Source organism: Candidatus Pelagibacter communis (assembly GCF_001179945.1).
Lineage (GTDB): Bacteria > Pseudomonadota > Alphaproteobacteria > Pelagibacterales > Pelagibacteraceae > Pelagilacustribacter > Pelagilacustribacter ubique_A.
On the sequence record NZ_CVSG01000061.1, the window covers coordinates 1 to 502 of the forward strand.

A 502-nucleotide genomic window follows, 5' to 3' on the forward strand; every position below is an offset into this window, starting at 1 on the left:
AATTGCCAGCCACAAATTAAGAAAACAATTCTTTTTAGGAACTGGATGTAATTCTCTAAATGATAATATTGATTTAATAAAATATGCAATGGAGTATGAATTTAGAGATTTTTTAATTATGCCTCCTGCCTATTATAAAGGAAATACTGATGAGGGAGTTTTTGAATTTTATAAGAAAATAATAATTGCAACACCTAAAGTAAAAATAATTTTATATAATTTTGAAAAATTAAGCGGCTATAAGTTTTCAGCTGAAGCAGTAACAAAGCTTGTTAAAGTATTCCCAGAAAACATAATTGGTTGTAAAGACTCGAGTTATAACTTGTTTGAAACTTTAAAAATTTCAAACTTTTTGATGTTTCCAGGATCAGAAGCAAAGTTGCTTAAGGGATTAAAACTTGGATGTTCTGGATGCATTTCTGCAGTAACAAATGTAACCCACTCAATAGCTAGAAAAGTGTTTGATGATTTTGAAAATAAAAATCTACAGACTAAAAACGAT

Annotated in this window: 1 protein-coding gene; it reads left to right on the plus strand. The window is 28.1% G+C overall.

What is annotated here, in order from left to right:
• A partial coding sequence (locus tag AMN78_RS01545; protein WP_179850595.1) for a dihydrodipicolinate synthase family protein occupies window positions 1-502 on the plus strand: 502 nt, incomplete at both ends.